We start from the raw sequence: 26,217 nt of genomic DNA, 5'->3' as shown, positions 1-26,217 counted from the left end.
ATGCTCCAAAATTTTTTCGGAATTCAACACAAACAAAAACGGCCCTCTTTACGATAAAGAGAGCCGTTTTATTAGACGATTAATGAGAGATAATCATTCCCACTCTATCGTCGCCGGTGGCTTAGAAGATACATCGTAAGTCACGCGAGAAATATGTTCGATTTCGTTAATGATGCGACCAGAAACCGTTTCCAATAATTCGTAAGGAAGATGAGCCCAACGAGCGGTCATGAAGTCGATGGTTTCAACGGCACGAAGTGCCACCACGTATTCGTAACGACGACCATCACCTACAACACCGACCGATTTAACTGGAAGAAATACAGCAAAGGCTTGGCTTGTTTTGTCGTACCAACCAGAGCGACGCAATTCTTCGATAAAGATAGCGTCCGCACGACGAAGGATGTCAGCGTATTCTTTTTTCACTTCACCCAAGATACGCACACCCAAACCCGGACCTGGGAACGGGTGACGATAAACCATGTCATAAGGAAGACCTAGCTCTAGACCCAACTTACGCACTTCGTCTTTAAACAATTCACGAAGTGGCTCAACCAACTCCATTTTCATATCATCAGGTAGACCACCAACATTGTGATGAGACTTGATAACATGAGCCTTGCCAGTTTTTGAAGCCGCAGATTCGATTACGTCAGGGTAAATCGTGCCCTGAGCAAGGAAATCAATGCCATCTAATTTAGAAGACTCTTCATCGAAGATCTCGATAAAAGTATTACCAATGATCTTACGTTTTTTCTCAGGATCGTTTTCGCCAGCTAACTTACCAAGGAACAAGTCCTCCGCATCAACACGGATAACTTTCACACCCATGTTGTCAGCGAACATTTTCATAACCTGATCACCTTCGTTTAAACGAAGCAAACCGTTATCCACAAACACACAAGTCAATTGATCGCCAATCGCTTTATGAAGCAAAGCAGCAACGACAGACGAATCCACACCACCAGACAAGGCTAACAATACTTTACGATCACCAACTTGTTCTTGCATACGCTCGATAGCGTCTTGCGCAATGTTGGCAGGCGTCCATAAAGTGTCACAGCCGCAAATATCGACAATGAAGCGAGACAGAATCCGGCCGCCTTGTAACGTATGCGTTACTTCGGGGTGAAATTGCACACCGTAAAATTTCTTCGTTTCGTTTGCCATGGCGGCAATTGGGCAGCTGTCAGTCGATGCCATCAAAGTAAAGTCTTCTGGCATAGCGATAACTTTATCACCATGACTCATCCACACATCAAGCAAAGCAACGCCGTTGTTGGCGATATGATCTTGAATACCGTCAAATAATGCTGGACCTTCATGTTTACGGATTTGCGCGTAACCAAACTCACGAATGTCAGAGCCTTGAACTTTACCGCCCAACTGCTCTGCCATGGTTTGCATGCCGTAACAAATACCAAAGACCGGCACACCCAATGTAAATACGGCTTCCGGAGCTCGTGGAGAACCTGGCTCAGGAACGGATTCAGGGCCACCAGCAAGGATGATACCTTTTGGATCGAAGTCGATAACCTCTTGATTTTCCATATCAAAAGCACGAACTTCACAGTAAACACCAATTTCACGAACACGACGCGCAATCAGCTGAGTGTACTGAGAACCAAAATCAAGAATAAGAATTTTATGAGCGTGGATATCTTGCGACATTATTAGCCATTCCTTTCACTCTACTTAAGAGGCAACTCTTTTCGTAGAAGTAATCAATAAATAGTAAGAGCAATAAATAAAGATGGGGCGTGTTGTACGCCCCATCTCAGTGTCAAATTACCGGGCAATTAGCCCACGTGATAATTTGGCGCTTCTTTTGTAATCGTCACATCATGAACGTGACTTTCACGCATACCAGCACCCGTAATCTGAGAAAACTGAGTCTTAGTACGCATCGTTTCAATATCAGGTGATCCAGTGTAGCCCATAGAAGAACGCACCCCCCCCATCAACTGGTGAATAACAGCGGCCATTGGGCCTTTTGATGGCACACGGCCTTCAATACCTTCTGGAACCAATTTTTCAACGCTGCTTGAATCTTGGAAGTAGCGATCGCTTGAACCCTGAGATTGAGACATCGCACCTAGCGACCCCATACCACGGTAAGCCTTGAATGAGCGACCTTGGAAAAGCACCACTTCACCCGGCGCTTCATCCGTACCGGCAAGCAAACCACCCACCATGATAACGCTCGCACCCGCGGCAATCGCTTTACTGATATCGCCAGAAAAACGCACACCGCCATCGGCGATAACGGGAATACCACGAGCATTCATGACTTCAGCAACATTTGCCACCGCACTGATTTGTGGAACACCCACACCAGCAACAATACGCGTGGTACAGATAGAACCTGGGCCGATACCGACTTTCACACCATCAGCGCCCGCATCAGCAAGGGCGATCGCCGCTTCAGCTGTCGCGATATTGCCACCAATCACTTGAATATGAGGGAAGTTTTCTTTCACCCAACGCACGCGATCGATAACGCCTTTAGAATGACCATGCGCGGTATCAACGACAATGATATCAACACCAGCGTCAGACAAAGCTTTCACGCGATCGGCTGTATCCGCACCCGTACCAACAGCGGCACCAACACGTAAACGACCTTGATCGTCTTTACAGGCATGAGGGTAGGTGGTGGCTTTATTAAAATCGGTTACAGTAACCATGCCACGCAACTCAAACTGCTCATTCACAATCAACACTTTCTCAATGCGATTTTCATGCAGCAATTTGCGGATAGAGCCAGAAGACGCCCCTTCAAGCGCCGTCACAAGACGGTCTTTTGGCGTCATGATGTCAGAGACTTTCTTATCGTAATCTTTGACAAAGCGCACATCACGGCTGGTGACAATACCAACCAAATCACTGCCTTGAACAACCGGTACACTTGAAATGTTGTTCGCCGCCGTCAGTTCCATTAGCTCTTTAACACTGGCTTCAGGATGAATGGTGACCAGATCACGAACAATGCCGCTTTCGAACTTTTTCACGCGACGCACTTCACGAGCTTGCTCTTCAATGGTCAAGTTTTTGTGCACAATGCCTATGCCACCTTCTTGAGCCAAAGCAATCGCCATGCGATATTCAGTAACGGTATCCATCGCTGAAGACGTAAGCGGAATATTTAATTCGATGTCTTTAGTGATTTTCGTTTTGAGGCTAACATCCTTAGGAAGAACTTCGGAATAGCCGGGGATAAGCAACACGTCGTCAAACGTTAAAGCTTCTTGCACGATTCGTAACATAATGGGGAGTTTCCAATGCCAACAAGGGTGTTAAGATGGCAAGTAATTCTACTCCAATAGTTGCATTCGGTAAATCAAAACCACGAGAGATTGATGAAAAATTTTACAACTTCTGCATCACATGAAACAGCTTTTACCGTATCCCAGCTAAATAGACAGATACAACAACTATTTGAAGCCAGTTTGCCATGGATTTTGGTGGAAGGAGAAATCTCTAATCTCGCCAAACCGGGCTCAGGACATTGGTACTTTTCCCTTAAAGATGACAAAGCACAAATCCGCTGCGCCATGTTCAAAGGCAAAAACGCCGCCGTCCGCTTCAAACCAAAAGATGGCGACATGGTTCGCTTGCGCGCGCGCGTCACTTTTTATGGTCCAAGAGGCGACTGTCAGCTCAGCGTCGAGAGCATGGAATCCGCGGGTGAAGGCGCACTACAACAAGCCTTTGAACGCCTAAAAAACACCTTACAAGCCGAAAGCCTATTCGCACCCGAACACAAAAAACCACTACCAACTAAGCCCGATCGGGTTGCCATTATTACCTCCCCTATTGGTGCGGCAGTTCGCGATATGATTATTGCCTTCCGTCGACGTTTTCCATTAACGGAACTGACCATTCTACCCTCTTTAGTACAAGGCCAAGACGCCGCCAAAAACATCCTAAGACAACTACAACGAGCCGATGGCAGCGGACACTTTGATGCGATTATTCTAGGGCGTGGTGGTGGTTCACTGGAAGATTTATGGAGCTTTAACGACGAAACCTTAGCACGCGCTATTTTTGCCGCCAAAACCCCGATTGTTTCTGCGGTCGGCCATGAAACAGACTTTACTATTGCCGACTTTGTCGCCGACGTTCGTGCCGCCACACCCACCGCTGCTGCGGAGCTTTTAAGCCCAGACCGTCACCAATTGGTTCGACAAATCGAGCAACAAGAGAAACAACTCGTGCGACGCATGTCGCGTATTCTCGAACAAAGCCAACAACAGCTCGACTTCATGACGAAACGGATTCGTCATCCAAAAGATCGCATCGAGCAACAACAGAACCAGCTTGATCAGCTCAAGCGCCGTTTACAACACAGTATGCAGCGCAAAATGCTGGAACAACAAACCCAAACCGCCAATTTAGCCCATAGACTTGAAAAAAACAGCCCAACTCAGCACATTGATCAGAACAGGCAAAAACTCAAAGACATCGACGCTCGACTTGCCCGCGCATTAAACAGCACCCTAACCAACAAGCAAACCGCCTTTGCTCGTATTATCGACAAGCTAAACCTCGTCAGTCCACTCAATACGTTAGCAAGAGGCTATGCGATTGCATCCAAAGACCAGCAGGTTATTCGTTCTGTTAACAATGTGGGAAAAGGTGACCTGATTTCGGTAAGAGTAGAAGATGGTGTGATTCACTGCCAAGTAGAGGCAACAAATCGAGTCATTCGTTAGCGACAGAGGCTAACAAAATGACTCCGATCAATGTTATCAGGCATTTGGCGATACAGGGATCTCATTAAGATTATCAAGTACCAACCACTGCGCAAGCTTAGTGCGCAACTCGTCAATACCATCACCGTTTAACGACGAGAAAGTCTGTACAGAACCATCTATATTTTGCGCGTCAATGACTCGCTGAACCGCCAACATGGTCGATTTTGCCGGTCCACGTTTTAGCTTATCCGATTTAGTGAGTAATACATGAACTTTCATTCGATTGGACTTCGCCCAATCAATCATCATTTCATCAAACTCTTTTAATGGGTGACGTATGTCCATCACCAACACCACACCCGCTAAGGAGCGACGATTCATCAAGTAGTCCTGCATGTGCGCTTGCCAAACTTTTTTCATCGCGATTGGCACTTTAGCAAAACCATAACCGGGAAGATCGATCAAACGTCGATCCTCGACATTTAAGCCAAAACAATTAATTAACTGTGTTCGGCCCGGTGTTTTCGAGGTTCGAGCCAGCTTTTTTTGATTGGTCAGTGTGTTTAATGCGGTGGATTTTCCCGCATTTGAGCGACCAGCAAATGCAACTTCGACACCTTGGTCTAAGGGGCATTGAGAAAGTTTCTCTGCACTTTTAATAAAGTGCGCGGATTGGAAAGTGGAGTCAAAAGGGGTCATAAGTTGATATTCGTCAGTAGATTCAGAGTTGCATTCAGGTTCACGTTATTGACTGGCTATAATGCCAGCAAATGCCGCGATATGCCACGTTAAAGCAAAAAAGTCATAAAGAGACCGAGGCACAACACTCATTATCACTAACGACGACGCATTAAACCGGTCGTTAACCATTAAACCCTTCGAAATGACCATGGCCGGATCACAAGATGCAATGTAAGTTTTATGTAAACTTACTGAAAAAGCAGAACGCTTCAGAGCGGATAGAATCGCATTCTGGTGCAATTCTGTGCATGATGTAAGAATATCTTTAAAAAACAAATCTATTAGGAGCAACCCATGAAAAAGCTGTTTTCAGCGCTGATACTATCCTTACTTATTCCATTGACCGCGACCGCCGCCGAATACAGTGATGGCAATGGCTATACCAGCATCAAAACCCCTGTCCGTACCAGTGATTCTAGCAAGGTCGAAGTGACTGAAATTTTTTGGTATGGCTGCCCACACTGCTATAGCCTAGAACCTCTTGTTCAGGCATGGAAAAAAGACCTCCCCAACGATGTCGACTTTAAATATTTGCCCGCGGTGTTTGGTCGTGGCTGGTTGGCCCATGCTAAAGCCTTTTATGTTGCAGATTTACTGGGCATCGAAGACAAAATACGCGCCGACCTTTTTAGCGCTATCCATGTTGAACGTCGTAATCTAAACTCAGAAGACGCACTGGCCAGTTTCTTTGCTAATTATGATGTGAGTGAAGATGACTTTCGCAAGCAATACGACTCATTCGCGGTCAATAGCCGCTTAAGTCAAGCGGACGCAAAAATCCGCGCTTATGGTGCTCGAGGCGTACCTGGCATCATAGTCAATGGCAAATATTTAGTCAGTGCAGAAACCGCCAATGGCAATGAAAATATATTTAACGTCGTTGACTTTCTAATTGAAAAAGAACGTCAAAAATAACCCATACCGAGGCGATATGACGGAACCATCCAGTGACAAACTGATTGAAGTGTTACGCAAAGCCGTTTCTCGAACCAGCATGCTGGCAGAAGGAAATGACCCTCAATTGGACTCCGTCGTTCGCCAAATTCGTCAGACTATTACTAAAGGCGCCAATGCCGAAGAAATACAAAAAGCGCTCAATAACGCCGAGCCCTTTTTGATTCAAAGTGATGAAGCACACCTAAGCCGTGCGAAGCAGGTTAGAAGCACGCTGCAAGACCTAATAGACATACTAGAAAAACAAGACGACAAACAAGTCCCACAAAGCGAAAAGAAACAACTAGAAGCAAAAATACGGTTACATTGGCAACAACCCTCACAATGGCCTTTACTATTAAAAGACTTTCTCACGCTGGCCGAAAACACCCTTAATCAACCAGCAACAGACCACGCCAAAAGCTCCTTCTTTAAGCGTTTACTTAACCGTAGCGCAAAAAACGATGCGATCAAAAACACCCAAGACATCATCATACAAGTCAGCCATACACTGGCCGGATTGCTCAACAATCTGTCTCTGCCCAGTATCCATGACAACGACATCGCGGATCTAAAAACAGCGTTATCAAAAAATGATAATTTACAGCAATTTCCTGATTTGCTTGATGAGACCATTAACCTAGTAATGGTTGCCGTCGGTAAAAATCAAGAAAGCCTGACCAACTATCTCAATCAGCTGAATAAGCAACTTGCTAGTATTAATGAGTCCATCACCCATAGCGACCAAACACAAAAGTCTTTATCCAAAAGTCGTGAAGGTTTAAACACTAAATTGCAACAGCAGATGAAAGACACCTCTAAAGCCGTTCAAGAGGCGAGTGAATTAAACAGCCTAAAAAGCCTTATCAATGAACGGCTATCGACGATTTCAACGACCATGACGGCATACCGCTCACAGATGAAAGAGCAAGAAAAGCAATCCAATCAATCTATTGCCTTGCTTAAAAACAAGGTCACTCGAATGGAAAAGGACACCACCTCGCTGCGCGCGCTCTTGCAAGAAAAATTAGCCCAGGCAATGACAGACTCGTTAACCGATTTACCTAATAGAACGGCCTATCAAGATGCTATTTTACCGCTTTGCAAAGCGATGCAAAAAGCACATAAGCCCATTTGTTTAGTCGTTTGCGACATAGACCACTTTAAAAAAGTAAACGATACTTGGGGACACCTTGCGGGCGACAAAGTCTTGCGCCTAGTACCAAAACAAATTCGCAACATGTTAACCAAAGAAGACCTTATGTTTCGCTACGGAGGCGAAGAGTTTGTTATGGTGTTTCCCGACACCACTCTTGAGAAGGCAATAGAGCGCGCGGAAAACGTACGTTTAGCCGTCACTAAAACGCCATTTAACGTACAAGGAGAACCCGTATCAATCTCCGTCTCCATCGGCGTTGCAGAGCTTCAGCCACAAGAAGACCCCGAGTCACTGTTTGACCGTGCAGACAAACAGCTGTATTTGGCCAAAGATGGAGGAAGGAATAAAGTGATGGCACACAAATAGCTCAAACAAAGCAGTACCCGTACGTTACTGACGCGGTTACAATATGCGCTCACATTGAAGACAACACACTCGATATTACGGACAACGCTCAAATCAAACACGCTCAAACAAACAAAATGGCGTTCGATGTCGCCACTAGGATGAAGTAGTTTATGCAAGACGATCAGAAAAAAATCACCGATTTTGGTTTTAAAGAAATCCCCACGGAGGAAAAAGTAAAAGCAGTCGCGCAGGTTTTTCACTCTGTCGCCGCAAAATACGACATTATGAACGACCTAATGTCTGGTGGGATTCATCGTCTATGGAAGCGCCATACCATTAGCCAATCTGGCGTACGCGCAGGCAACTGCGTACTTGATATTGCGGGCGGCACAGGCGATTTGACCGTGAAGTTTTCTCGCCTTGTCGGTAGCCAAGGGCAAGTCATTCTCGCTGACATCAATGACTCCATGCTGAAAGTTGGCCGTGACAAATTAGCCAACCAAGGCATTGTTGGAAACGTTAAATTCGTTCAGGCTAACGCCGAAGCCCTACCTTTTCCTGACGATACGTTTGACTGCATCACCATCGCATTTGGCTTACGCAATGTGACCGATAAATCCAAAGCATTAGCCTCTATGTACCGCGTATTAAAACCTGGTGGCCGCTTGTTAGTATTAGAATTCTCTAAACCAGAGTCCGAGCTACTGTCCCAAGTCTACGACCAATACTCCTTCCGCTTACTGCCCACCATCGGCAAATTGATTGCCAATGATGCCGACAGCTATCGCTATCTTGCTGAGTCGATTCGCATGCACCCAGATCAAGAAACGCTGAAGGGCATGATGGAGGAAGTGGGGTTTGAACGCACCAGTTACCAAAATTTAACGGGCGGAATTGTGGCACTGCATAAAGGATTTAAATTCTAACCATGTTAACCAGTACTTTTCGTTTGTTGCGTATTGCTTTTACTGTTGTTCGCTTTCGTCTTGATGCGTTTATACCTTTCGAGTTTCTCCCTTGGTACATCCGTTATACCCTTGGCCCTATTTGCTTAATTGGACGTAAACGCGCGCAACAGAACAAAGGTGAGCGCTTACGGCTCGCCCTAGAGTCTCTTGGCCCTATTTTTGTCAAATTCGGCCAAATTTTATCGACTCGCCGAGATTTACTCGACGATGATATTGCTGATGAATTGGCAAAATTGCAGGACAAAGTCCCCGCCTTCCCTGGACACATCGCCCAAGCCATTATCGAAAGGGATTTGAAAGCGCCAGTGTCAGAACTGTTTGCCGAGTTTTCAGCCTCTCCGCTGGCCTCAGCGTCGATTGCTCAAGTTCACACCGCAACACTCCACTCTGGCGAAAAAGTGGTTATCAAAGTCATTCGCCCTAATATCGAAAAAACCATTCGCAAAGACATTAACTTGCTTTATACCCTAGCGTACCTTGTCGCCAATATGAGCGCCGATGGTCGACGCTTAAGGCCAGTGGAAGTCGTAACCGATTATGAATACACCATTCTTGATGAATTAGATCTTGCCAAAGAAGCCGCGAACACCGGTTTATTGCAGCGTAACTTCACCCCTTCCGATTTACTCTATGTCCCACAGATCCATTGGGATTATAGCCACCGCAACGTCATGGTGATGGAGCGTATCTCAGGCATTCCGGTGGCCGATATCAGCGCACTAAACAAGGCCAATGTAGACATGAAATGCTTGGCAGAACGGGGCGTAGAAATCTTTTTTACCCAAGTTTTTTCTCACAGCTTTTTTCACGCCGACATGCACCCTGGCAACATTTTCGTCGATGCGAGCAACCCTAAGAAACCCAAATACATTGCGATTGATTGCGCCATCATGGGCAGTTTAGACGATGCCGATAAAAGCTATTTAGCGCGCAACTTATTGGCATTTTTTCAACGCGATTATCGCTTAGTAGCAGAACTCCACGTAGAAAGTGGTTGGGTACCAAAAGGCACCCCCGTACACGCCTTTGAATCAGCCATTCGCAGCGTTTGCGAGCCTATGTTTGCCAAACCATTGAAAGATATTTCTTTTGGGCAAGTATTAATCGGCCTATTCCAAACTGCACGGCGCTTCAATATGGAAGTACAACCTCAATTGGTTTTACTAGAAAAAACATTACTCAATATAGAGGGCTTAGGCCGTCAACTGTACCCAGATTTAGACCTGTGGGTAACCGCCAAACCCTTCCTAGAAAAGTGGATGCGCGAACAAATGGGGCCAAAGCGCGTCATAGAGGAAGTCCGTAAACAAGCACCACAATGGGCGGGACAGCTGCCGCAAATCCCCAACTTGGTCTTTACGACTTTGTCTCAACTGTCTCATCAAGAAGAGCGCATGCAAGCACAGACCGATGCGATCCACCAACTCAGCAAAGAGTTACAAAAGAATCGTAGCAACGTGCCCTTTCGCCTGCTGGGCCTATTAAGCTTAGGGGCCGCTTGGTTCATCACTGATCCGGTGTCGTTTGAACAGCTAAAAGCCACTGACATAAGCAGCTTAGGCTTGTTTCTGGTAGGCTTTTACCTGCTCGTCTTAAAACCGTAACATTCGAGAGACTATAATGAAAAACGATATTTTGGCTGAACTAGCCGCCACCCTAGAACAACGAAAAATAGCCACTGCCGATTCTTCTTATGTGGCCAGTTTACACGCTAAAGGGCTGAATAAAATACTCGAAAAAGTAGGCGAAGAAAGTATAGAAACCATTATCGCCGCAAAAGATGCGGCTCTTTCTGGCGATAAGTCTGATTTGATTTATGAAACAGCCGACCTTTGGTTTCACACGCTTGTCATGCTATCTCATCTAGACATTGGTCCAGATGCTATACTGGATGAACTGGCTCGTCGATTTAATCTGTCTGGCTTAGACGAAAAAGCCAGCCGTAGCGAATAAAGAATAGGAGAAACATATGTTTGGTGGAATTAGCATTTGGCAACTACTGATAGTATTAGCAATTTTAATACTTATTTTCGGCACCAAAAAGCTCAAGAACCTAGGGTCTGATTTAGGCGGGGCCGTAAAAGGCTTTAAAGAAGCGGTTGATAAAGACGACAAAACAGAAGATGAAAAAACAGCCCAGCATAAAGTCATTGATGCTGATGCCAAAAAAGACGATAAGAGCGCCTAAACTGTGTTCGATATCGGCTTTTCTGAACTTCTGGTTGTTTTCGTCGTGGGGCTACTCATCCTTGGCCCAGAACGCCTGCCTCACGCAGCAAAAATGGCGGGCTTATGGGTGCGCAAAATCAAACGCAGCATCAACTCAGTTCAAAGAGAGATCAATGCTCAACTGGACCAAGAAGAGCTGCAACAAAAAATACAGGAAACCAACCAACGCCTTCTAAAAGAAGAGCGCTCTATTCAAAACACGATTCTGCCCGTTGCTGAAAAGAATGAAATAAAAGTTTCGGCCCAACCAGAGCCTTCAGCAGTGGCAGAACAATCTTCAGCGGTGACAGAACAATCTTCAGCAGTGGCTGAATCACCGCAAAACACAGAGCCAAATGAAACGCTAGACGCAGACTTGATTGCTAACTCACCCCAAGCCCAAGCAACAGACAATAAAGACAAAACGCCTGACGCCATTTCTCGTGCCTAGTCGAGCTTACTTTCACACATTAGACGCGGACATGTGACGTATTATGACGACAGACTCTTCCAACCAAGCGCCACTAGTCGCTCACCTTATTGAGCTCAGAAACCGCTTACTGAAATCGGTTCTCGCTATATTAATCTTGTTTGTTGGCTTGTATGCCTTTGCGAATGATTTATATCTCATTGTGTCTGAACCATTACGCCTGTTATTACCCGCTGGCAGCTCGTTAATTGCCACAGAAGTGGCTTCTCCCTTTTTAGCACCTCTCAAGCTAACTTTTTTTGTTGCGGTATTATTATCGGTTCCCTATACCCTGTTTCAGGCTTGGTCCTTTATTGCCCCCGCACTGTATAAAAATGAAAAGCAAATTGCCATCCCGTTACTGGTGTCGAGTATTTTTCTCTTTTATGCCGGCGTTTTGTTTGCTTATTACGTGGTTTTACCGCTTATTTTTGGCTTTTTTACGACCGTAGGGCCTGGCGAAGTAACGGTTATGACGGATATAAACAATTATTTAAACTTTGTATTAAAATTGTTTTTTGCTTTTGGCGTGACATTCGAAATCCCTATAGCAACGTATCTGCTTATCAAGGCTGGAGTAACCACTGTGGCCGCATTATCCAAAAAGCGCCCTTATATTTTCTTAGGCTGTTTTGTGGTGGGAATGCTGATCACACCTCCTGATATTTTTTCTCAAACTTTATTAGCCATCCCAATGTGGTTACTGTTTGAGTTAGGACTGCTGGCTGGGCGCACGGTAAAAGTAGTAGTCGAAAACTCTGACGCTTAATCCAACATAAAAGTAACAGGCCCATCGTTTATAAAGGACACCTTCATGTCAGCGCCAAAACGTCCAACCTCAACATTGCCATATTGCGCACGAACTTGATCAACAAACGCATTAAATAAACGCTCGCCTTCTGCTGGAATCGCGGCCGTCGAAAAGCCAGGGCGCAGCCCTTTTTTGGTTTCCGCCGCCAAGGTAAATTGCGACACCAACAAAACACCACCGCTAACTTGCTGAACATTCAGGTTCATCTTGCCATCTTCATCACCAAACATACGGTACTTCAATAGCTTGTCAGCCAACCGCTGCGTATCGACTTCTGTATCGCCTTTTTCGATACCAACTAACACCAACTGACCGTGATCAATGGCCCCAATGGTTTCACCATCCACCACAACCGAAGCGTTTAACGCACGCTGCACCAACACTTTCATTTTACCCTCACACTATTTGCTTAACGTAAATCAGAGTCATGACTTTAGCCAACCCCAGAAAAAACAAAAGCGCCCGAAGGCGCTTCTGTCGCTCACGAACTCATTTGCATGAGTTCATTTGCTGCTGCTCTTTTATTAAAAGAATCGCTTGTACTTACTTACGACCAGCGCGTTTACGCTCGTTTTCAGTTAATAGCTTTTTACGAACACGAATACTTTCTGGTGTTACCTCTACCAACTCATCATCTTCGATAAACTCAAGCGCCTGCTCAAGGGTATGACGAATCGGTGGCGTCAACGTCAAGGCTTCATCGGTACCAGAGGCACGCATGTTCGTTAACTGCTTACCTTTAACTGGGTTAACCGTTAAGTCATTATCGCGTGAGTGAAGACCGATGACCTGACCTTCGTACACTTCCACCGCGTGACCCAAGAATAAACGACCACGGCTTTGCAAATTGAACAAAGCAAAAGCTGCTGTTTTGCCTGTCACCATACTGACCAATACACCGTTCTGGCGACTACCAACATCCCCTTCTTTTACTGGGCCGTAATGGTCAAATACGCTGGTCATGATACCAGAACCAGACGTTAGCGTTAGGAACAAACCACGGAAACCGATCAAACCACGCGAAGGCGTCATGAACTCAAGACGAACACGGCCTTTACCGTCTGGTTCCATGTTAGTTAACTCAGCCTTACGCAAGCCAAGCTCTTCCATGATGGAACCTTGATGCTGTTCTTCAACGTCGATAACCACTAGCTCAAAGGGTTCTTGAACTTTTCCATCAACAATTTTTTGAACCACTTCAGGACGAGAAACACCCATCTCGAAGCCTTCACGACGCATGCTTTCAATCAATACAGAAAGATGAAGCTCACCACGGCCTGATACGATGAATTTATCAGGCGTTTCGCCTTGCTTAACACGCAATGCTACGTTGTGGATAAGCTCTCGATCAAGACGGTCTGCGATATTACGAGTGGTAATATATTTACCTTCTTTACCCGCAAATGGAGAATCGTTAACCATGAAGGTCATGCTTACGGTTGGCTCATCTACAGACAATGCAGGAAGCGCTTCAACACACTCTGGGTTACATAGCGTGTCAGAAATACTTAGACCATCGATACCATTAATACAAACGATATCACCAGCAGACGCTTTAGTTGTATCGACACGTGCTAGACCGTGGTAACCCTTAACATTAAGGACTTTACCTTTACGCTCTTTACCATCAGCAGACTTGATAACAACTTGCTGGTTTGGCGACAAGCTACCACGAGTAATACGACCGATACCAATAACGCCAACGTAAGCATCATAGTCCAATGCAGAAACCTGCATTTGGAACATGCCTTCTGGATCAACGTCAGGCACAGGAACACTGTCTACGATCATCTGGTAAAGTGGCGTCATGTCTTCTGCCATTTTTTCTGGATCGTTACCAGAAATACCATTAATAGCGGATGCGTAAATAACCGGGAAATCTAATTGTTCTTCTGTTGCTCCAAGGCTATCGAACAAATCAAATACTTGATCCATAACCCAATCAGGACGCGCACCAGGACGGTCAATTTTGTTGATAACAACAATAGGACGAAGACCACGTTCGAATGCTTTAGAGGTTACAAAACGCGTTTGTGGCATTGGGCCATCTACCGCGTCAACCAACAACAATACAGAGTCAACCATAGACAATACGCGCTCAACTTCACCACCGAAGTCAGCGTGTCCAGGTGTATCTACGATATTAATACGGTAATCGTTCCACATAATTGACGTATTTTTCGCCAAAATGGTGATGCCACGCTCTTTTTCTTGGTCGTTTGAATCCATGATTCGCTCTGAACCAAGATCTTTACGATCTAGCGTGCCTGACTGGCTTAATAGCTGGTCAACCAACGTTGTTTTACCATGGTCAACGTGAGCAATGATGGCCACGTTACGTAACTTACTGATATCATTAGACATTTATAGTTCTCTGCATTTAGCGTGAGCAAAAAGATATGCCACCGCTTGATATGGGCGGATTAAGCTCTTCAAGCGTCTAGAATCTTGGTGCGGGGTAAAATTGGCGCAATTGTAACCTGATATTAATCAATATCCCATTAAAGTGAGAAAAAAATCCCACAAAAATATAAAAAAGGCAACACTGCATATTAATAGTAGATCGCAACGATAACATCCCAACATGGCAAAAATGCTATCGTTGTTTTCAGCGTCTCTTTAGGGCAAATACACACCGACATTGGTGTGGCCTTTGCCCAATAAATAAGAAGCATGCATGCGGCTCATGACACCTTTGCCGCAATACAATAGATGCGTGGTAGCCGAGTCCAGTTCAGACCAGTTCGACTCTAACGCAAAGAAAGGGATAACCTTCACCGGTCGACCACTGACTTTTAAAGGGCGATGGCTGGCCTCATCTGGATGACGGATATCAATGATAATTTCATCACCTACTGGCATTCGAACAATCGGCACTTCGCCTTGATACTGTTTCGCGACATCGTCCATAACATTTTGAATAGACTGAACCGAGGCATTTGCGACAGCTTTTTCTAAAACGTCAAAATCAAAATTAGCTTCTTGCTTTTCCACCCGGTGCAGTTTTGCTCGCGTGGTGGGTTTTACGGAAATCACACCACAAAATTCCGGCATGCTAGCCGCAAACGGTGCCGTACCAATTTCAATCGCCTTATCAATAATCACCTGTTTATTTGTGGTAATAAGAGGCCGCAACACTAATTCTTCAGTCACTTGATCAATCACCTTCAGGTTCATCAGCGTTTGGCTAGAAACCTGCGCCACGCTTTCTCCTGTTACCAAGGCTTTCGCACCAACCTCTGCCATCAATTGCGACGCCGCTCGCAACATCATGCGCTTGAGGATCACGCCCATTTCAGCATTGTCCACTTTCGTTAAAATCTCACCGACAACCGCTTCAAATGGCACCGTGATAAATTTGACATTGAGGGCCGAGCCGTATTTTTCCCAAAGAAAATTAGACACCTGTTTAACGCCGATTTCATGGGCGTCACCGCCTAGATTAAAAAAGCAAAAGTGCGTTTTTAAACCACGGCTCATGGTCAAATAAGAACTCACCGTTGAGTCATAACCTCCAGACATCAATGATAACACCGGATCTTGTGAGCCAAGCGGGTATCCCCCAAGGCCTTCCACCCATTGCTCTATCATCCACACTCTGTCATCACGAATATCGATTGGCACCAACACGTCAGGGTTCTTTAAACGCACCGCCAGTGCGTCACAACGCGCCTTCAGGCAACCACCAATATGCCGCTCAGCATCAACCGATGTAAAGTCATGCTGACCCACTCGTTTCACTCGTACAGCAAAAACAGCGCCCTTGAGCGCATCGCCATAAGAAACAATCGCCTGATCAACAATGCCATCAAGGTCAACAAAGGGAAATTCACGGACATACTGAAAATGCGCAATTCCCGCAATATGAGACAGCGCCTCAATGAAATCTTCACGTAATTCGTCCCGCTCCGAAAACACTTCAATAAAATCCCAATTGCCCGACACCATAACATCAGCATCGTGCTTTTTGAGCACCAGCTTCACATTGTGTCTAAGTTGCTTAATAAAGGCTTTTCTGACTGGGCGGCTTTTAATGGTGATTTCTGCAAAAAACTTAACAATAAATTTCATAGGGAGTGCAATTTATACCGAATATTAAAAAAGGCGCTTAGTATAAAGAAAAGGCTATCGATACAAAAACATTAAATTTGCACCAATATGATACAGAAAGACAATTTACGCACCAAAATAGACCATTATTGCATTTTATTTAGCTCGTCCTAGCCATTATTAAGTGCATTTTTTAAAATGAAAAAGATATGTCTTTGTTATATAAGGATTTATATCTTCGCACAACATTCTGGCATAAGTTGTGCTTTATCTTTAGCCAAATGGTGTTTTATAGTGAAGCACCCCCATAAACGAAAAATTAATTTCGCTTTAACGACGACTGGAGAACAACTATGTCAAACAAGACCCTTGCCTTGATTGCTGAGCATGACGCGAAGTGGGTTGACCTTCGCTTTACCGACTTTAAAGGTAAAGAACAACACGTATCTGTTCCTGCTAAAACCGTAGATGAAGAGTTTTTTGAAAACGGTCAAATGTTTGATGGTTCATCAATCGAAGGCTGGAAAGGCATCAACGAATCCGACATGATCATGATGCCGCAAGATGATACCGCAATCATTGATCCTTTCACTGAAGAAGCGACTATTATTGTTCGTTGTAACATTATCGAACCTTCTACTATGCAAGGCTATGACCGTGACCCACGCTCTGTGGCGCTTCGTGCAGAAGAGTTCCTAAAATCAACGGGTCTTGGCGACACGGCTTTCTTTGGTCCAGAGCCAGAATTCTTCATTTTTGACGATGTTCGCTGGAAAACAGACATGTCAGGTTGTTCTGTTGAGATCAACTCAGAAGAAGCCGCTTGGTCTTCTAACAAAAAAATCGCTGGCGGCAACATGGGCCACCGTCCTTTCGTAAAAGGCGGTTATTTCCCAGTCCCACCAGTCGACTCTCACCATGACCTTCGTGGCGCTATGTGTGGCGCAATGGAAACAATGGGCTTAGTTATTGAAGTTCATCACCACGAAGTCGCCACTGCTGGACAAAACGAAATCGGTGTTAAGTTCAACACACTGGTTAAGAAAGCAGATGAAGTTCAAATTCTTAAGTACTGCGTACACAACGTAGCGCACGCTTACGGCAAAACAGCCACCTTTATGCCGAAACCCATCGTTGGCGACAACGGTTCTGGTATGCACGTTCACCAGTCTTTCTGGAAAAACGGCGAAAACCAATTCGCAGGTGACCAATACGCTGGCTTATCTGAAATGGCACTTTACTACATCGGCGGTATCATTAAGCACGCTAAAGCATTGAATGCGTTCACTAACGCGTCAACTAACTCTTACAAGCGTCTTGTACCGCATTTCGAAGCTCCGGTTATGCTGGCATACTCAGCTCGCAACCGCTCTGCTTCTATCCGTATTCCATACGTTGCAAGCCCTAAAGGCAAACGTATTGAAGCTCGCTTCCCAGATCCAACCGCTAACCCATACCTAGCATTCTCTGCGATGTTGATGGCAGGTATCGACGGCATCAAAAACAAGATTCACCCAGGCGATGCCGCTGATAAAGATTTGTACGACCTTCCTCCAGAAGAAGGTTTGGCCATTCCTACCGTTGCTAGCAGCTTGGAAGAAGCCCTTAAGTGCCTAGACGAAGACCGTGGTTTCTTGACTCAAGGCGGCGTGTTCTCTGATGACATGATCAACGCTTACATCAAGCTAAAAACGGCTGAAGCGCGTCGTGTCTCCATGACCACTCACCCACTTGAGTTTGAACTTTACTACAGCCTATAAGCTTTATTGTTTTTAGGCCGCTCGCTAACCAAATCGGTTAGCGAAGTAAAAACCTCGACCTAGGTCGGGGTTTTTTTTGCAGCACGCGTTTTACTCAAAAAGAAGCACGAACAAATAGATGCACTATAATAGTGCAAATAGATTTTGTCTTTACACCAAAAGCTGAGAAAACACGCCATTTCAGGCTGCCCAATGTTGGTTCGTTTTTTGCAACTGATTAAAGACACGACAAGAGATAAAGCAACAATAAAAGGCCTTTGCACGATGTTACGAGCGAAGCAAAGACGAGGCGCATACTGTGTATAGCTTATTAATCGACCATTTATCTACCGCCGTCGTTCAACTGAATGACAAGCTTGAAATCGAATATTTAAACCCTGCCGCAGAAATGTTGCTGGCGGTGAGTCGTCGGCGTATTTATGGCAGCGAGTTAGAGACCGTCTTTCGCGAAAGTGAAGACAGTATTCAAGCCCTCTACGCCGCGATTAAATCGGGTCACCCTTTTACCAAACGGGAAGCGGAAATAGAGTGCAGCAACAACAAAAAGCTCTTTTGTGATTACACGGTCACCCCCATCATGGGCACATCAAATGAAACAGAAAGCTTAATCATAGAGCTGTACCCACGCGACAGGATGAAACGCATTTCGCAAGAAGACGAGCTCATTGCCAATCACGAAACCAGCAAAGAATTAGTTCGCGGTCTTGCCCATGAAATAAAAAACCCACTTGGTGGCATTCGTGGCGCAGCACAGCTCATTAGTCGCGCCTTTACTGACGAAGCATTAAACGACTACACACAAGTTATTATTGAAGAGTCTGATCGCTTACGTGATTTGGTTGATCGTTTATTAGGACCAAGACAACTGCCTAAAAACAAAGCACTCAACATTCACAAAGTGATTGAACGCGTCAGACAGCTTATTTCCGTCGAAACCGATAACCAAATTGAACTCATCAGGGATTACGACCCCAGCATCCCAGACTTAATTGGCGATGAATCGCAGCTTATACAAGCGTTGTTAAACATCACTAGAAACGCCATGCAAGCACTCTTGGAAGATGACAGTAATCACCACAAAAGTATCCACATGATCACCAGAACGCTGCGACAATTTACGATTGGCTCAAAGCGACATCGCTTAGTCTGCAAGATCAGCATCATTGACAATGGCCCCGGCATTCCTGACAGCATTTTAAAAACGCTATTTTACCCCATGGTCAGTGGTCGAGCCGATGGCACGGGATTAGGACTATCGATTGCCCAGTCTGTGGTTCATCAGCATCACGGCATTATTGAATGCAACAGCTATCCGAAAAAAACCGAATTTAACCTATTAATTCCCATTGAGACGACAGTCCAATATCAGGAGAAACACTCATGACAGCAGAAGAAACCGTATGGATTGTTGACGACGATCGCTCTATTCGCTGGGTACTCGAGAAAACACTCGAACAAGAAGGGATTCAATGTCGCCTGTTTGATTCCGCGGAAAATCTCGTCAATTTAATTGATAAAGAGCAACCTAGCGCCATTATCAGTGATATTCGCATGCCTGGCATGGATGGCTTAAAACTACTCGAAAAACTGCAAAAAGATCATCCCTATTTACCGGTCATTATCATGACAGCGCATTCCGACCTTGAAAGCGCCGTCGCGTCTTATCAGGGGGGTGCTTTCGAATACTTACCCAAGCCGTTCGATGTAGAAGAAGCCGTGAGTCTGGTGAAACGCGCCATGTTGCACCACCGCAACGCCAGACCCAGTACAGACGACATGGAAATCGAGGCCGAGCCACAAGTCGATAAAGAAATCATCGGCGAAGCCCCAGCCATGCAGGAAGTTTTTCGTGCCATCGGTCGACTCGCTAATTCAAACATTACCGTATTAATCAATGGCGAGTCAGGCACAGGCAAGGAACTGGTTGCGCAAGCATTACACACTCACAGCCCGCGCACCGCCAACCCCTTTATCGCTTTAAACATGGCCGCTATTCCCCATGACTTAATTGAGTCTGAATTGTTTGGTCATGAAAAAGGCGCCTTCACAGGAGCCAATACTCAGCGTCGTGGGCGTTTCGAACAAGCCAATGGCGGCACGCTTTTTCTCGATGAAATCGGCGACATGCCCGCTGAAACACAGACTCGCCTATTACGTGTATTGGCAGATGGTGAATTCTATCGTGTTGGCGGCCACACCCCCGTTAAAGTCGATGTGCGCATCATTGCCGCCACGCACCAAAATCTAGAAAACCTAGTACAAAAAGGGTCATTTCGCGAAGACTTATTTCACCGCCTCAACGTTATCCGTATTCACCTACCTAAGCTGGCAGAACGTCGCGAAGACATTCCAAAACTCGCGCGTCATTTCTTAAGCCGCGCCGCTGACGAACTCGCTGTTGAGCCTAAGTTACTCACCAAAGAAACAGAAAACTACCTCACCCAGCTTGACTGGCCAGGTAACGTACGACAGCTGGAAAACACCTGTCGCTGGCTGATCGTTATGGCATCAGGACGAGAAGTCTTAGTCGAAGATTTACCGCCGGAATTGCTCGCCGCCGTTCCCCATGAACAACCTTTTGCCTCGTGGGAAGAAGCCCTAAAAAATTGGGTAGACAGCACCCTAGCAACAGGGCAAAAAGGCATTCTTGATCAAGCCGTGCCAAAATTTGAGCGCATCATGATCGAAACCGCGCTTGCTCATACGGGTGGACGTCGTCGTGATGCCTCCTTGTTATTAGGTTGGGGACGCAACACCTTAACGCGAAAAATCAAAGAGCTGAACATTGATCACGCAGAGCAAGATGAGGATTGATCGGTTTTGATAAGCGCTAGAGAGGCGGACAAATTTACGGCTATTTGCCCGCCTCTCTCTCAGTTTTTGATATTTTTGGCTTGCTTTTACTCGCACAATCCCCTACTAATTAAAGACAACTAATTGATGACTAATAAGCGGGAAAACGGTTATGTATCCAACACTTCAGTCCATGGGTATCACCAGCATACAGGACATTGAAAAATTCACTTTGCGTTACGAAGGCGGCCACGACGTATTAAAAATTTATTACCGTCGTGAAAAAGGCTCTTTGCTACCGAAAAGTAAAAAATTCAAATTTGGTCGTTCGACAAAAACCGTTCTTGCCGACGGCGGCCAGCAAACCTATCGACAAGTTCAAGAGCCTTCATTGATCGTCTTGCGCGCCATGGAAGAACTTGAAAAAATTGTCGGTAAGCAACAAGAAAGCAAGGCCAGCAAAGACGATTTGATCAAGGAACTTGAGCACTTAGAAAAAGTCGTCACCAGCAAAATCAACGAAATCAGAATCAAAATCGAAGCAATGGAATAACCTTTTCGAACCGTCGATGTTCAAGGTAAAGCTGGTATTCTTTTCTATGGGCTAAGAGTTGCACTGAGCTCTAACAAAAGAAAAGAATACCGCTGATTTGTCTATAAAATCTCATACCGCCATCGATAAAAATCCCACTGGCCCCACTTCAAAAATCCCGCTACAATTCTTGCGTTTTATTTTCCCTATGGTCGTTTGAGTCTGAATATATGCACCTTATTACTTCTGCAATAGAGCTTGCTAACATTATTCGCCAAGGCGGCGTTATTGCTTATCCAACCGAAGCGGTTTGGGGCTTGGGTTGCGATCCTTTTAACGAATCGGCCGTAAGGCGTATTTTGGCACTAAAGTCTCGAGCTGAATCAAAAGGGCTAATTCTCATTGCGGGCGCACAGGATCAACTCACACCTTGGCGCAAAACCCTAGATGCTCACGCTGCTCAGCGCCTTATCAGTGTACGAGAAACACCAACCTCTTGGGTCGTGCCGGATACGCAAATTACACCAAGCTGGGTCAGAGGGGAGCACCAAAGCGTGGCCATTCGCTTGTCTCAACACCAAGCGGTGCAAGCCTTGTGTGCGGCCTTTGAAGGGGTGATTGTCTCCACGTCGGCCAATCCAGCAGGATTAGAACCCGCCATGAGCGCAGAAGAAGTAAACGCCTACTTTGGTGATAAGATCGACGCGATTTTCCATGCGCCACTTGGCAAGGCAGCAAAACCCTCTCAAGTAAGAGACATTTTGACCGAGCAATTATTTAGGGCCTAATGTGTTCTGTGCGCTGATGGTTACTTTACCTGTGCAAAAGCCCCCTTTTTATCCACAAATTTTCTTTAATGTTAACCATAACGCTTATTGTGAGTCATAAAAAAGCCACGCGCGGCGTTCAGTCAGCAGGCGTGGCTTTATTATATCCGCTAATACTCAAGCATTAATGACCACCCAAATACGCTTCTCGCACCTCCGGATTCACCAACAACTCTTCGCCGGTTCCAGTCATGCGAATCTCACCATTTACCATCACATAGCCACGGTTGGCCAGTTTTAGGGCATGATTGGCATTCTGCTCAACTAAGAAAATGGTCATTCCGGTACTCGCCACATCGCGCAAAATTTGGAAAATTTGCTTCACGATGATCGGCGCTAAGCCCAAACTAGGCTCATCCAACAACAACAATTTTGGACGACTCATTAAGGCCCGGGCGATCGCCAACATTTGTTGCTCACCGCCAGACATGGTCGATGCCCGCTGATTACGGCGCTCTAACAAGCGGGGAAACAATTCAAACATGTGTTGCATGTCTTCTTCAGCGTGATCCATACCAATCGGAATGGTCCCCATCAGCAAGTTTTCCTCTACCGACATGCGGGGAAATATACGTCGCCCTTCTGGCGATTGAGCCAATCCATGTGACGCCACATAATGCGCCGATTTCTGTGAAATGTCCTCACCACGGTAAATGATCTCACCAGAAGAAATGCGTGGCTGACCAAAAATAGACATCAAAAGTGTTGATTTACCCGCACCATTCGCGCCGATCAAGGTGACGATTTCACCTTCATCAATACTCAAGGAGACTTTTTTTAGCGCTTGAATCGGGCCGTAATGCACATCGACCTCTTTAAACTGCATCAAAGTCGTCATAGTGTCACCTCTTCACCTTCTTCAGCACCAAGATACGCGGCAATCACCTTAGGATTATTTTTAATATCATCAGGGCCGCCTTTAGCAATGACTTCTCCATGATCTAAAACAACGATGTAATCAGAAATATCCATTACCATGCCCATGTCGTGCTCTATAAGTAGAACCGTTGCATTGTGCTCATCACGCAATACGCGAATCATCTTAGTCAAGGCTTCGGTTTCGGAAGGGTTCAAACCCGCGGCTGGCTCATCCAAACAGACGATTTCCGGATTAGTACACATGGCGCGCGCAATCTCTAAACGGCGCTGCTGACCATAGGAAAGCTCCCCTGCTAAACGGTTAGCCGACCCCACTAGATCAACCACACCCAACCAGTAAAAAGCCCGCTCAAGCGCCTCTTCTTCTGACTTTCGATAGCCTTTGGTGTTTAAAATTCCCGCAATCAAACTGCGGTTGACACGCATGTGCTGAGCCACCAACAAGTTTTCCACCACAGACATTTCTTTAAATAAACGAATGTTTTGGAAAGTTCTCGACAAGCCCGCGCGGTTGACTAAGTGCGAACCACCAAACATCTTGTATTTAAGACGGGAAAAGAAAGCGACTGGCGAGAAAAAGTCCGTCACTTGGAACGGCTCACCCAAGACTTTAATAATGCTGGTCTGTTTACCGCCAGCAGACAACACAACCTTCCCACCCGTGGCCTTATAAAAACCGGTTAGACAGTTAAATACCGTGGTTTTACCTGCGCCGTTTGGCCCTATTAAGGCCGATACAGAGCCACGTTTAATGTCAAAAGTGACGTCATTAAGCGCCTTAATACCACCAAAGTGCATCACCAAGTTTTCAACCGCTAAAATATTTTCTTGGCTCATTTAACCACCCCTTTTTTCGTCGCAAAACCCGTTCGTGTGACACGAACAATACCTCGAGGTTTCCAAACCATCATCACCACCATCAAAATACCAAACATCAACACGCGGTACTCTGCAAACTCCCTCAACATTTCCGGTAATACGGTCAAACAGAAGGCGGCAATCACCACCCCTAATGTCGAGCCCATTCCCCCCAGAACGACAATAGCCAGAATCAAAGCCGACTCAAAAAAAGTAAAGGACGAAGGGTTAACGAAGCCTTGGTAAGTGGCAAAAAACACCCCCGCTAAACCACCAGTAGACGCCCCCAACATAAACGCCGACAACTTCACTAGTACGTGGTTTAAACCTAGCGAACGACACGCAATTTCGTCTTCACGAAGCGCCTCCCATGCACGACCTATGGGCATTTTTACTAACCGGTGCTTAATGAAAAGTACCGCCCAAACAACCGCAAACAACACAATGTAGATAAACATGTATTTATAGGCAGAATCATAGGGCAAATTGAAAAACTCATGAAAAGTGCCTTCACTGGATCGACGTTTAAACTCCAAGCCAAAAAACGTCGGCAATGGCGCCGCAACCCCATTTGGTCCGTGCGTAAAAGACGCCCAGTTGGTAAGCACTAAACGAATAATTTCCCCAAAGCCTAAGGTAACAATCGCCAAATAGTCACCGTGCATCCGCAGCACCGGAAAACCCAGTATCGCCCCAGCCATCGCCGCCATCACTGCCGCTATGGGCAACATAGACCAAAAGCCCAAGCCTAGATTTTCATAGCCAAGCGCCAACCCATAAGCACCAATCGCATAAAAGCCTACAAAGCCAAGATCAAGCAATCCCGCTAGTCCCACAACAATGTTCAGACCCAGCCCAAGCAACACGTATATCAGACCTAGAATCACCACAGTCAAAACGTATTTTGAGGCAATAAATGGCACCAATAAGCCAACCACAATCACCAATGGAATAATCCATATCATTTTTGACTTATGCCCTGGCGGCAACACGGTTGCCCCTTCGTCACTGTTGGCGTAACGAAACGCCATGGCGATGCCTTTTTCGGTCTGAAAAAAGCTGGAGATGACAAAACGCCCCACAACGACAATCAGCACCATCCAGGCCACTCGGTCAAACTCGGCATTAAAGCTATAACTGTCCAGAACGACACCAACAATCGGACCAAACAGAATTAATGCCAGAAAACCAGCAATCAGTGCATCAATACCACTTTTCTTAAAATTTATTCCTACAGCTTGGCTCATTTATACTTTCTCCACTTCAGGTTTGCCGAGAAGGCCACTTGGGCGAATAACCAAAATGAGAACTAACAAAGAAAACGAGAACACATCTTTGTAATCAGAACTAATCAACCCAGCAAACAACGCCTCGGACAAGCCAAGAATCAGCCCACCCAGCATGGCACCGGGTAAAGAGCCTATTCCACCCAGCACCGCCGCCGTAAAGGCCTTGATGCCAATAATGAAACCAACATAGAAATCAAATGCGCCGTAATCTAGTGTCACCAAGACACCCGCTAATGCCGCCATGACAGCACCAATAACAAACACCGTTGAGATAACCTTGTCCGTATCTATGCCTAAAATAGACGCCATTTTTCTGTCTTGTTGCGTCGCACGACACATGCGACCCAGTTTTGTTTTATGAATCACATAGGTCAGTACACCCATGCCTAAAATAGAAACAAACAAAATAAGCAATTTCATATAGGTAATTTGTACGAAGCCATCGCCGACTGAAAAACGAATGGCGCCAGTCAATAGTGTTGGCACACCTTGCTGATTCGCGCCCTGGCTAAGCTGTACGTAGTTTTGCAAAATCAGTGACATACCAATGGCAGAAATCAATACCGATAAACGACTAGAGCTGCGCAGTGGGCGATATGCAATACGCTCAATCACCCATCCGTAAGCCCCCGTTACGGCCACCGTAAGGAACAATGTACCAACAATAATAATGGGGAAAGATTCGATACCGAAAAATGTGAGAAGAGCAAGTGCAATAGCGGTGATATAAGCTGACACCATGTAAACATCGCCATGGGCGAAGTTAATCATGCCAATAATGCCATACACCATGGTGTAACCGATCGCAATGAGTCCATAAACAGAACCAAGGGTAAGACCGTTTACCAGCTGCTGGAGAACGATATCCATCGTGAGACCTCGTGGGAATTTTTTA

Annotated in this window: 24 protein-coding genes; 14 read left to right on the top strand and 10 right to left on the bottom strand. The window is 45.7% G+C overall.

Annotation, left to right across the window (positions count from 1 at the left end; all coding sequences use genetic code 11):
- Positions 1-93 precede the first annotated feature (93 nt).
- Both guaA and guaB read right to left on the bottom strand, forming a co-directional pair.
- Entirely contained in the window at positions 94-1,671 is a 1,578-nt protein-coding gene (gene guaA, locus J8N69_RS10555) for a glutamine-hydrolyzing GMP synthase (RefSeq protein WP_168824433.1), read from the bottom strand.
- Between the two features lie 128 nt (positions 1,672-1,799).
- The gene (guaB, locus tag J8N69_RS10550) at positions 1,800-3,266 is read right to left on the bottom strand and encodes an IMP dehydrogenase (protein ID WP_168824432.1); all 1,467 of its coding nucleotides are present in this window, start codon (positions 3,264-3,266) and stop codon (positions 1,800-1,802) included.
- Between the two features lie 93 nt (positions 3,267-3,359).
- Between guaB and xseA the strand changes: the two genes are divergently transcribed.
- The gene (xseA, locus tag J8N69_RS10545) at positions 3,360-4,715 is read left to right on the top strand and encodes an exodeoxyribonuclease VII large subunit (protein ID WP_168824431.1); all 1,356 of its coding nucleotides are present in this window, start codon (positions 3,360-3,362) and stop codon (positions 4,713-4,715) included.
- Between the two features lie 36 nt (positions 4,716-4,751).
- Here the strand turns inward: xseA and yihA are convergent, their stop codons facing one another.
- Positions 4,752-5,396, bottom strand: a complete 645-nt coding sequence (yihA, locus tag J8N69_RS10540) for a ribosome biogenesis GTP-binding protein YihA/YsxC (protein ID WP_168824430.1) — start codon at positions 5,394-5,396, stop codon at positions 4,752-4,754.
- A 336-nt stretch (positions 5,397-5,732) separates the two neighbouring features.
- Between yihA and J8N69_RS10535 the strand changes: the two genes are divergently transcribed.
- The 8 genes from J8N69_RS10535 to tatC all read left to right on the top strand — a co-directional run bounded on the left by J8N69_RS10535 (position 5,733) and on the right by tatC (position 12,292).
- The gene (locus tag J8N69_RS10535; protein WP_168824429.1) at positions 5,733-6,353 is read left to right on the top strand and encodes a thiol:disulfide interchange protein DsbA/DsbL; all 621 of its coding nucleotides are present in this window, start codon (positions 5,733-5,735) and stop codon (positions 6,351-6,353) included.
- A 16-nt stretch (positions 6,354-6,369) separates the two neighbouring features.
- On the top strand, positions 6,370-7,896 hold the full coding sequence (locus J8N69_RS10530; protein WP_168824428.1) for a GGDEF domain-containing protein: 1,527 nt from the start codon (positions 6,370-6,372) through the stop codon (positions 7,894-7,896).
- A 152-nt stretch (positions 7,897-8,048) separates the two neighbouring features.
- Positions 8,049-8,804 carry a bifunctional demethylmenaquinone methyltransferase/2-methoxy-6-polyprenyl-1,4-benzoquinol methylase UbiE gene (gene ubiE / locus J8N69_RS10525; protein WP_168824427.1) on the top strand — a complete coding sequence of 252 codons (756 nt, stop codon included), beginning with the start codon at positions 8,049-8,051 and terminating at the stop codon, positions 8,802-8,804.
- Positions 8,805-8,806: 2 nt separating this feature from the next.
- Entirely contained in the window at positions 8,807-10,450 is a 1,644-nt protein-coding gene (ubiB, locus tag J8N69_RS10520; protein ID WP_168824425.1) for a ubiquinone biosynthesis regulatory protein kinase UbiB, read from the top strand.
- 16 nt (positions 10,451-10,466) lie between these two features.
- On the top strand, positions 10,467-10,799 hold the full coding sequence (locus J8N69_RS10515) for a phosphoribosyl-ATP diphosphatase (RefSeq protein ID WP_168824423.1): 333 nt from the start codon (positions 10,467-10,469) through the stop codon (positions 10,797-10,799).
- Positions 10,800-10,815: 16 nt separating this feature from the next.
- A complete protein-coding gene (tatA, locus tag J8N69_RS10510; RefSeq protein WP_168824421.1) occupies positions 10,816-11,034 on the top strand; it encodes a Sec-independent protein translocase subunit TatA in 219 nt (72 codons plus the stop codon).
- A 3-nt stretch (positions 11,035-11,037) separates the two neighbouring features.
- On the top strand, positions 11,038-11,505 hold the full coding sequence (gene tatB, locus J8N69_RS10505; protein ID WP_168824419.1) for a Sec-independent protein translocase protein TatB: 468 nt from the start codon (positions 11,038-11,040) through the stop codon (positions 11,503-11,505).
- A gap of 43 nt (positions 11,506-11,548) precedes the next feature.
- Positions 11,549-12,292: a twin-arginine translocase subunit TatC gene (gene tatC / locus J8N69_RS10500; protein ID WP_168824417.1), complete on the top strand. Its 744-nt coding sequence runs from the start codon at positions 11,549-11,551 to the stop codon at positions 12,290-12,292.
- On the opposite strand, the gene dtd is transcribed toward tatC, so the two are convergent.
- From dtd to thiI, 3 genes are all read right to left on the bottom strand, one after another.
- Complete coding sequence (gene dtd / locus J8N69_RS10495; RefSeq protein WP_168824415.1) at positions 12,289-12,723, bottom strand: D-aminoacyl-tRNA deacylase; 435 nt, start codon at positions 12,721-12,723, stop codon at positions 12,289-12,291. The two genes, tatC and dtd, sit on opposite strands and share 4 nt — an antisense overlap.
- A gap of 154 nt (positions 12,724-12,877) precedes the next feature.
- Positions 12,878-14,698, bottom strand: a complete 1,821-nt coding sequence (gene typA, locus J8N69_RS10490) for a translational GTPase TypA (RefSeq protein WP_168824413.1) — start codon at positions 14,696-14,698, stop codon at positions 12,878-12,880.
- A gap of 255 nt (positions 14,699-14,953) precedes the next feature.
- Positions 14,954-16,405 (bottom strand): tRNA uracil 4-sulfurtransferase ThiI, encoded by a 1,452-nt coding sequence (gene thiI / locus J8N69_RS10485; protein ID WP_168824411.1) that lies wholly within the window; start codon positions 16,403-16,405, stop codon positions 14,954-14,956.
- A gap of 332 nt (positions 16,406-16,737) precedes the next feature.
- On the opposite strand from thiI, the gene glnA reads away from it, so the two are divergent.
- From glnA to J8N69_RS10460, 5 genes are all read left to right on the top strand, one after another.
- Positions 16,738-18,144: a glutamate--ammonia ligase gene (gene glnA / locus J8N69_RS10480; RefSeq protein ID WP_168824409.1), complete on the top strand. Its 1,407-nt coding sequence runs from the start codon at positions 16,738-16,740 to the stop codon at positions 18,142-18,144.
- A 298-nt stretch (positions 18,145-18,442) separates the two neighbouring features.
- On the top strand, positions 18,443-19,528 hold the full coding sequence (glnL, locus tag J8N69_RS10475; protein ID WP_168824407.1) for a nitrogen regulation protein NR(II): 1,086 nt from the start codon (positions 18,443-18,445) through the stop codon (positions 19,526-19,528).
- Entirely contained in the window at positions 19,525-20,958 is a 1,434-nt protein-coding gene (gene ntrC / locus J8N69_RS10470; protein WP_168824405.1) for a nitrogen regulation protein NR(I), read from the top strand. The genes glnL and ntrC overlap by 4 nt, the downstream gene beginning before the upstream one ends.
- Positions 20,959-21,109: 151 nt before the next feature.
- Positions 21,110-21,490 (top strand): DUF3461 family protein, encoded by a 381-nt coding sequence (locus J8N69_RS10465; RefSeq protein WP_168824403.1) that lies wholly within the window; start codon positions 21,110-21,112, stop codon positions 21,488-21,490.
- Positions 21,491-21,699: 209 nt separating this feature from the next.
- On the top strand, positions 21,700-22,257 hold the full coding sequence (locus J8N69_RS10460; protein WP_168824401.1) for an L-threonylcarbamoyladenylate synthase: 558 nt from the start codon (positions 21,700-21,702) through the stop codon (positions 22,255-22,257).
- Positions 22,258-22,420: 163 nt separating this feature from the next.
- On the opposite strand, the gene J8N69_RS10455 is transcribed toward J8N69_RS10460, so the two are convergent.
- Genes J8N69_RS10455 through J8N69_RS10440 form a run of 4 tightly spaced genes read right to left on the bottom strand, consistent with a single transcriptional unit; the run spans position 22,421 to position 26,192 of the window.
- Positions 22,421-23,134, bottom strand: coding sequence for an ABC transporter ATP-binding protein (locus J8N69_RS10455; RefSeq protein WP_168824399.1), 714 nt, complete (start codon positions 23,132-23,134; stop codon positions 22,421-22,423).
- Positions 23,131-24,012: an ABC transporter ATP-binding protein gene (locus J8N69_RS10450; protein WP_168824398.1), complete on the bottom strand. Its 882-nt coding sequence runs from the start codon at positions 24,010-24,012 to the stop codon at positions 23,131-23,133. The genes J8N69_RS10455 and J8N69_RS10450 overlap by 4 nt, the downstream gene beginning before the upstream one ends.
- Positions 24,009-25,280: a high-affinity branched-chain amino acid ABC transporter permease LivM gene (gene livM, locus J8N69_RS10445; RefSeq protein WP_168824396.1), complete on the bottom strand. Its 1,272-nt coding sequence runs from the start codon at positions 25,278-25,280 to the stop codon at positions 24,009-24,011. The genes J8N69_RS10450 and livM overlap by 4 nt, the downstream gene beginning before the upstream one ends.
- The gene (locus J8N69_RS10440; RefSeq protein ID WP_168824394.1) at positions 25,281-26,192 is read right to left on the bottom strand and encodes an ABC transporter permease subunit; all 912 of its coding nucleotides are present in this window, start codon (positions 26,190-26,192) and stop codon (positions 25,281-25,283) included.
- Positions 26,193-26,217 lie beyond the last annotated feature (25 nt).

The sequence above is a fragment of the Marinomonas profundi genome, assembly GCF_020694005.1.
Taxonomy (GTDB): domain Bacteria; phylum Pseudomonadota; class Gammaproteobacteria; order Pseudomonadales; family Marinomonadaceae; genus Marinomonas; species Marinomonas profundi.
The sequence above is the reverse complement of the archived record's forward strand: the minus strand, read 5'-3'. Positions and strand labels throughout refer to the sequence as shown.